Origin of the sequence: Acinetobacter sp. YH18001 (assembly GCF_013416975.1) — a bacterium.
GTDB classification, from domain to species: Bacteria; Pseudomonadota; Gammaproteobacteria; order Pseudomonadales; family Moraxellaceae; genus Acinetobacter; species Acinetobacter pseudolwoffii.
In genome coordinates this window covers 1-8735 of sequence record NZ_VPEU01000064.1, presented here as the reverse complement: position 1 = coordinate 8735, position 8735 = coordinate 1, and the positions used below count along the sequence as shown (strand labels likewise).

Annotated in this window: 6 protein-coding genes and 1 pseudogene; all 7 read right to left on the bottom strand. The window is 41.5% G+C overall.

Annotation, left to right across the window (positions count from 1 at the left end):
• Positions 1-298: 298 nt before the first annotated feature.
• Positions 299-865, bottom strand: a complete 567-nt coding sequence (locus FTV48_RS13425) for a recombinase family protein (protein WP_004812033.1) — start codon at positions 863-865, stop codon at positions 299-301.
• A gap of 185 nt (positions 866-1050) precedes the next feature.
• A complete protein-coding gene (locus tag FTV48_RS13420) occupies positions 1051-1950 on the bottom strand; it encodes a cation diffusion facilitator family transporter (RefSeq protein WP_005028603.1) in 900 nt (299 codons plus the stop codon).
• Positions 1951-2036: 86 nt separating this feature from the next.
• A complete protein-coding gene (locus FTV48_RS13415) occupies positions 2037-5177 on the bottom strand; it encodes an efflux RND transporter permease subunit (protein WP_096902762.1) in 3141 nt (1046 codons plus the stop codon).
• Entirely contained in the window at positions 5167-6396 is a 1230-nt protein-coding gene (locus FTV48_RS13410) for an efflux RND transporter periplasmic adaptor subunit (RefSeq protein WP_016658777.1), read from the bottom strand. Before FTV48_RS13410 ends, FTV48_RS13415 begins: the two co-directional genes overlap by 11 nt.
• Position 6397: 1 nt before the next feature.
• The gene (locus FTV48_RS13405; protein WP_035269736.1) at positions 6398-7723 is read right to left on the bottom strand and encodes a TolC family protein; all 1326 of its coding nucleotides are present in this window, start codon (positions 7721-7723) and stop codon (positions 6398-6400) included.
• Between the two features lie 48 nt (positions 7724-7771).
• Positions 7772-8182 carry a cation efflux protein, CzcI-like gene (locus FTV48_RS13400; protein WP_197704863.1) on the bottom strand — a complete coding sequence of 137 codons (411 nt, stop codon included), beginning with the start codon at positions 8180-8182 and terminating at the stop codon, positions 7772-7774.
• Positions 8183-8392: 210 nt separating this feature from the next.
• A pseudogene (locus FTV48_RS13395) lies at positions 8393-8735 on the bottom strand (integrase core domain-containing protein); the annotation flags it as partial.

The window sequence follows — 8735 nt, the reverse complement described above, 5'->3', positions numbered from 1 at the left end:
AATGTTATTTTTCACATAAAAAATGTAAACAAATTTGTCTATTTTTACAGCATTTAAATTAAGCCTTTCATTCTACTGTAATTTTGTTAAGGTTTGTTCTCAAAAAAATAAATTAATACTATTTTAAAAAAGATAAATCGTTGCTGAAAAAGCTAGATTGCAATCGAGTTAATTAATTATAAATCAAAAACTTATATTGTATAAAATTAGTAACTCTTTGCTTTCTGCACTTATTATTTAATCAACGTTTCACGATTTTCATAAGCTAAACTAAATATAGTCGCCAATTTCAATTGAGTTATTTCCCGGCTTTTAAATACCGATATACCGCTTGGCGACTAATTCCAAATGCCTGGCCTAATGCCATTTTTGAAGGGTACTTCCCTTCCTTCCAGTCTTGTCGCAAAGCTTCAGCCTGATCAGGTTTCAATTTATGTACCCGGCCTTTGTACTTCCCTTGAGAAGAGGCAAGTTTAATTCCTTCCTTTTGCCGCTCTAAAATGATCTCACGTTCAAACTGTGCAAAAGCACCCATCAGTTGCAGCATCAAATTATCCATCGGGGTGGATTGGGCCGTAAAAGTAATATTTTCTTTTACAAACTGGATGGCAATCCCTCGTTTGACCAGTTTATCCACTTCAGTCACCAAATCTTTTAAGCTTCGCGCAAAACGATCCATGGAATGTACTATCACCCGGTCTCCTTCCCGGACATAATTCAACATTTCCTGAAATTTCGGTCGGTCGGTATTTTTACCTGAAGCACGGTCAACAAAAATCCGGTCGACTTCAATTCCCTCAAGTTGACGTCCCGTATTTTGCTCGACCGAACTCACTCGCACATAGCCTACTTTTTGGCCTTTCACTTTTTACGCCCCAATTGGATAAAAATGAACAATTTCGTAAATTATAAATCTTTAATACCAAAGTTACATGTTACTTATGATTAAAAAACATTTAAATGGTACATGTTTTTAAGAACTTTTAAAATGTAATTTTAGGGTATACTTTAAAGTTACACAAAACATCTATATGAAGACTAAAGTCCAAATTAGTGTTTATGTTGGTTCAATGTATTACATTTCGTATTTTCTATTTGTAACGTAATTTCAGTAATATTATGATTATGTTTTAGAACTTCTAAGGCCTTTTGATAGAGTTGATCTGTATTGCTATTCGGAGCAACCAAATGAGCAGTTAAATGAATATTTCTTGAGGATATAGCCCAGACTTTCAACTGATGAATCCCTTCAACGCCCTCTAGCTTCAATAAATCATTTCTTAACGACTCAATATCAATCTCATCAGGAACTCCTTCAAGCAGAATATGAATACTTTGTTTTAATAAAATCCAAGTTCGAGGTAAGACCCAGAAGCCAATTAACACAGCGATTACGGTATCAACCCACATCCACTGGGTAAAATAAATAACTATTCCTCCGATAATCACGCCTATCGATCCTAGAGCATCACTAAGAACTTCTAAATATGCACCTTTTATATTTAGACTTCCTTCAGCACTAGCAGAAAGGATTTTCATTGAAATCAAATTTATGACCAAACCAATGACCGCGACAATCATCATTCCAACACTTTGAATTTCAGCAGGATTCGTAAAACGTTGATAAGCTTCATATACAATATATATTGCTACCACAAAAAGCATCACCGCATTAAACAGAGCCGCTAAAATTTCAAATCGCTGATAGCCAAAAGTTCTTTTATCATCTGCGGCTTTTTTACCAATTTTGATAGCGGCAAGAGCAATAGCTAAAGCGGCTACATCAGTAAACATATGAGCTGCATCAGATAACAAAGCCAAACTTTGGGTAATAAAAGCAGCGACAACTTCTACTATTAAAAAAGTAGTCGTTAAACCTAAGGCAACCATTAACTTCTTACTATTTTCTTCAGTAACAACCGCATGGCTATGATCATGATGTTCTGACATAAAATATTTTCCTTATTCTATTTATGATGAGCAGAGATATTGGATAACAGCCAATATCTCTGCTGTAAATCGACTAATCTATTGGATTAAGAAACTTTCTTTTCATTTATCCAACGATAAAGCACGGGTAACAGCACCAAAGTTAGTAATGTTGAAGAGATAATCCCGCCAATCACTACGGTTGCCAGTGGCCGTTGAACCTCAGCCCCTGTTCCGGTTGCCAGCGCCATTGGTACAAAACCCAGTGAAGCCACACAAGCTGTCATCAACACTGGTCTTAAGCGCAAAATAGCCCCTTGCCACACGGCTTTATGCACTGGATATTTGTCCCTTAATTCCTTAATAAAGGTCAGCATTACCAGTCCATTGAGGACTGCAACACCAGATAAGGCAATAAAGCCAATTCCAGCTGACATCGATAATGGAATATCCCTTAGCCAAAGGAACAGCACACCACCGGTCAAGGCAAAGGGTACCCCGGTAAAGACCAATAGACTTTCTTTGACATTGTGAAAGACCGCCATCAGTAAAATAAAGATAGTGATTAAAGCCAGTGGAATCACGATTTGCATCCGTGCTTTGGCTGAAGCCAAATTTTCAAACTGACCGCCATATTCTATCCAATAACCACTTGGCAAAGTGTATGCTTTGAGCTGTGTCTGTACATCAGAAACAAAAGACCCTAAATCACGCCCTTCAACATTCGTTGTAACCACAACTCGGCGTTTACCATTTTCTCGACTGACTTGGTTGATTCCTTCAATGGTCGAGACTTGCGCGACATCCGACAATAAAATACTGCCACCATTTGGAAGCTGAATAGGTAACTGAGAAACAGATGCGACACTACGGTCTTGCTCTCCAAGACGGATAACAAAATCAAAACGACGATCGCCTTCTAAAATCTCTCCCACGCTTTGTCCACCAATACTTGCAGCCACCACATCCTGAATAGATTTCACACTCAAGCCATACTGGGCAGCTAAAGCTTTATCAATCTCTACATTGAGTAAAGGCAGACCCGAAGTTTGTTCAACTTTCACCGCACTGCTACCTGCGACTTGCTGAATGATTTTCGCGATTTTTGCAGCCTCAGTATTCAAAACCTGCATGTCATCACCAAAAACCTTCACCCCCACATCACTGCGTATACCTGAAATCAGTTCATTAAAACGTAGCTCAATAGGCTGAGAAAACTCACTGTTATTGCCGGGAATTGTCGCAAGATAAGCTTCCATTCGGGTTCGAAGTGCATCTAGGCTTTCTTTTGAATCTGGCCATTCCTCACGTGGTTTCAGCATGATATAACCATCGGAAATATTCGGTGGCATCACATCTGTCGCCACTTCAGCAGTCCCGGTACGGGCAAATATAGCTTTAATTTCGGGAAAGTTTTTCAGTAAAAGCTTTTCGGTATTTTCCTGAATACGTAAAGACTCTTCCAAGCCTGTGCTTGGAGAACGTAATTGCTGTACCGCAAAATCACCTTCACTCAGCTGGGGTGCAAACTCACTGCCAATCTTCGTGCTGAGCAGACCCGTAATGACCAGGAGACAAATGGCAAAAGTTAAAACCACCGCTTTGTAATGATAGGCTCCATCCAATATCTGTTGATATCGGGTTTTGAGCCAGATCATCCAACGGCTTTCCGTTTCTTTGATCTCCCCTTTAACCCATAAAGCAACTGCAGCGGGCACAAAGGTGATCGATAAAATAATAGCTGCCACCAGTGCGAGAACAACGGTTAAAGCCATCGGATGAAATAGTTTTGCTTCTACACCACTTAAAGCAAAAATCGGCAAATACACCACCAAAATAATAAGCTGACCAAAAATAAGAGGACGACGTGCTTGGCGGGCAGCCAGAAAAACTTCCTTAAAGCGTTCACTTTGTGTGAGAGGTCGTTTTAACAGTTGCTGTGTATGGGCTAAACGCCGGATACAGTTTTCGACAATCACCACAGCACCATCGACAATGATGCCGAAATCGAGTGCACCTAAACTCATCAGATTGGCACTGATATTTTTCTGTGCCATCCCGGTTAAGGTAAACAGCATAGAGAGTGGAATGACACAGGCAGTAATCAAGGCAGCACGGATATTCCCTAAAAACAGGAACAGAATGATGATGACCAGGATTGCTCCCTCTACCAAGTTTTTCTGAACGGTTTTAATCGCCTTCTCAACCAAGGTAGTACGGTCGTACACCGTTTCAATCACTACCCCTTTAGGCAAACTATTCTGAATATCTTGAAGCTTGGCATCCACAGCTTTAGAAACAGTCCGGCTATTTCCACCCATCGCCATCATGGCAATCCCTAAAACGGTTTCTTTGCCGTTATAGGTTGCCCCACCGGTTCTTAAATCATGCCCAATAGAGACTTGCGCAATATCACCAACCCGAATTGGGCTGCCATTTGGGCTACCCAGCATGGTGTTCTCAATATCAGAAAGCCCATTGAATGTACCCGGTACACGTACCGTCAGTTGCTGACCATTGTCTTCAATATAACCTGCACCTCGGTTCTCATTATTTTGCGCTAAAGCCTGTTGCAGTTGTTCTAATGAGATATTCAGTTGCTGCATCCGGTTTAAATCGGGAGAGACCACATAGGTTTTTTCAAAACCACCAATACTGTTGACCTCTGCAACTCCCTTAACACGTTGCAGTTGAGGACGCACAATCCAGTCCTGAATCTCACGCAAATCCATCGGCGTGTATGCAGTTCCATCCGGCTTTTTCGCATTCGGATCTGCCTTCAGTACCCATTGATAAATCTCACCGAGACCCGTAGAAACGGGGGACATCGTCGGTGCGATTTGTGCAGGCAACTCAGATTGCGCCTCCTGTATCCGTTGGTTAATCTGCTGACGGGCCCAATAAATATCAGTCCCATCTTTAAAGACAATGGTGACTTGAGAGAGTCCATAACGGGATATGGAACGGGTAAGCTCCAGATCCGGAATGCCAGCCATGGCATTTTCAATGGGATAGGTAATCCGCTGTTCGACTTCAAGCGCAGTAAAACCCTTGGCTTGAGTATTAATCTGGACTTGGGTATTGGTAATATCGGGTACAGCATCAATCGGGAGTTTCTGATAGCTATACACCCCGACCGCAATCCAGGTACAGACAAAGAGCAACACCCAAATCGCATTTTGTATGGAAAACTGAATGATTCGTTCGAATAAACCTTCTGGTTTTGGCAGATCAGAATTAATGTTCATGGCCTGCCTCGTCTTTTTCTAATTCAGATTTCAACAAGAAACTGCCTTGAGCGATATACTTCTGCCCTTCAGTCAGCCCAGAAATCACTTCAAGCCATTGTCCATCACTTGAAGCCTGCCCCAATTGCACTTTCTGTGCTTTTAAGTGGACTTGACCTTTTTGTTCTGAATCTACGATGAAAATACTGTCTTCACCTTCAATACTTTGCAGCGCAGACTTTTGAATCCGAAGGGCTGATTTTGCTGTAGCTTCCGGAATCAACACTCTCACTAACACATTAGAACGCAACTCAGTAGCTTGCGCATCGAGTTTTGCGCGCACCACCAGACGCCCTGTTTGTACATCTGCCTGAGAGGTTAAGCTTTGTACAGTAGCTTTATAGATTTGATCTGAATCATTCACTTTAAAGTCAATTTTTTGCCCGGCTTGCAGTTGACCTGAGAATTGATTCGGCAAATTAAACTCAAGCCATAAATCTTTCAGCTGTTCAATGACAAAGAGCTGATTAGCCAGTTGCACATTTTCACCGACCACAATATCTTTTTGACTGATCACCCCAGAGATCGGTGCTTTAATCAGAAAACGCCCATTGTTATTGCCACTTGCACCTAATGCATTTAAACGTGCTTGTGAGGACTGGACAGTAATCTGCGCTTGACGGTAGGCATTTTCGGCACGCTGGTAATCCTGTTTGGCAGAAATCCCCTGTGACCAGAGTTGCTGTTCGCGCTGGTAATCTTTACGGGCCAAATCCAGATTCACCTGTGCCATACGCAGATTTGCCTGTTGGTCGATCAGTTCAGGCACGATTAGTACAGCCAGCGTTTGTCCTTTTTGCACGCTCTGTCCTAAAGCCACATTGACCTGCTCGACATGACCACTAAAATTAGGCGATATATGCGCTTGTTGATCGGTATTCACCACCAATTTACCTGGCAGGGTTGTCAGCTTTTCAACCAATCCTGTGGATGCAACAGCAACTTTTAAACCTTGTTCAACCATTTGTTGGCTGGTCAGTTGTATTTCGCCTTCTTCAGCATGTCCTTCTTCAGAACTATCTTCATCAGAATGTTCGGCATTTCCCTCATCATGACCATGCCCCTCAGATTCAGTTTTTTTTGAACTTAACCAAATAACCAGACTGACCAAGACCGTAATCAGAATCAAAATTGCAATCATGAGAGACTGGGATATTTTTCCGTTTTGCTTGGCGTTCATTTTATCGTGCTCCCCCATTGATTAAATTTTGCGATGCTTCGACTGCCTTTTTATTCAGTTGTGTATAGGCATCCGAACGGCTAATTTCTTCATAACTTGTGCCAATACTGAGTGCCTCAGCTGCGAGGGCAGTTTGCCAAGCTTGACGTAGAATTTGTAATTGACCCAATCGAAGATTCTGCAGTTGGGTGGTTGCTTGCTGAACGTCGGTAATGGACAGTTTCCCTGCCTGAAACCCTTGTAAAGTACGGCTCTGAACTTTGGTCGCCAAAGTAACTTGTGCTGTTGTGGCATCGAACTGGCTACGTAAACCTTTGAGCTGATGCATGCTGTTGGCAATATTGAGTATTTGTTGCTTCAGCTCACGCTGCTGCTGTTGGTTCAGCAATATTTGCTGTTGCTGGACCATCGGGATCGCATATTGCTGGCGGTTGAAAATATTCAGTGGAATAGCCACGCCGATTGCCAAAGTCGTATCGTTGCTTTCATTAGGGGTTTTGCTACGTTTCATGCCTACATTTAAAGTCGGATTGGGACGTGCCTGAATTCTTAAATTTTCAATTTGATGATCCGATTGCTGAATGTTCAAGGCATAGAATTTTTCTAGCCACCCTTCAGCAATATACCGTTGCACAGTTTGGAGACTTTGCTCTGGCCAAGGGATAGCGGTTTTATTCAATTGAAGATGTGAAGATGTTTCTCCCCCCCACAAATTAGACAGCTGACGACCGGCAGCTTGTTTATTCAGCATCGCTTGCTGATAAAGTCGTTGGATTTCTAGCGCTTCAATTTGGGTACGCTCAAAATCAACCAGGGCAATACTGCCTGCCTGATAGCGTTTCTGGGCACTGTCCAGATTGGCTTTACTTGTTTTTAACTGTACTGAATAAGCAGACTGCTCAACCTCAGCAAGTGCAAATTGCGACCATGCAAATTTAACAATCAGTTGGCTTTGTGCCTTCCATAATTGCTGTTGCAATTGGATTTGTTGATTCGAGGTATTGGCAATCACCCGGTTCAGCTTACGCTGACCAAATAGATCTAGAGGTTGACTAACGCCAACATTGAATTCCTGTTCTTGACCTGAGCCAAAGCCAGACTGTTCTAAACTTATACTTGGATTCTGCCATAACCGACTTTGCTGAATATTCAATTCAGATATTTGCTGAACTTGTTGCCACAGCTTGTCTTGAGTCTGGTAACTTTGTACTTTTGCTAAAGCGGATTCAAAGCTGGTAACGTTTTCAGCATAGCTATATTGCATAGCCGCTGCACATATACAAGCAACCAAGCTATGACGCAAGAGTATAATTGATTGTGAAGACATGATTTTTCCCACTTATTTAAATAATAAAAGTGGTGGGAATGTTTTAGGCTACCCCACCATGAGCGGGGAAAATTCGGGAGGTGGGCTTTGTTGAAACAGGTCAGGAGCCTGATAGCTGTTTTTCCAATGAAATTGTGGATTCACTTTAACTTCAGAGCTTGGATGAAACACATCTACTTTTTCATTTTGTACAATCAAATGCGTCATCGATGGTAGATGATCTTGATGATCTTCACCGATTTCTAAATCGCTACTGAATGTTTTTATGTTTTCTGACTGTCCATTATGATCGTGTTGACGACTATCGCTGGCACACAAGGTATTTTGGTGATGACCAAAATGATAACTCTGCTGTGATTGAGGCTGTTGTTCATGGACACAAAAGGCCGCCGCCACATTCCAAAAGCTTTGGAACATGAACAATCCAACCAAGACTGTAATCCATGTAGTAGAACGCATCATCATAACAATCGAAAAATTTGTACCAAGTATAAGGCTTAGAGCCACTCCAAGGTCAAGCTTAATAAATTAAATTAAACATTCAATGAACACTGAATAGCCGGCACTTTTGCAAATTTACCTTGTCTCTATAAGCTCACATCAATTTCAGGTAAGAATAACAATAGATAGTGAACCGTACCGGGTTTGTCGGAGAGTTTTTTATTTAAGTTAGGCCACCTGACCTAACGGGTTAATCTTATCATAGTACATTGCTTCAAAATCAAAAGGTGATACATAACCTAGTGCACTATGTACACGCTCTTTATTGAACCAATCTATTGAACCAATCTACCCAATTTAGTGTCGCAAGTTGTACATCTGCTAAACCTTGCCAATCTGCTTTTAGATATTCAATCACCTCTGTTTTGTATAAGCCATTCACCGTTTCAGCCAAAGCATTATCGTATGAATCACCAGTCGTACCGACTGATGCTCGTAAATTTGCTGCTTCTAAACGATTGGTATAGCGAATGGAAAGATATTGCACACCTCTGTCGGAATGATGAATCAC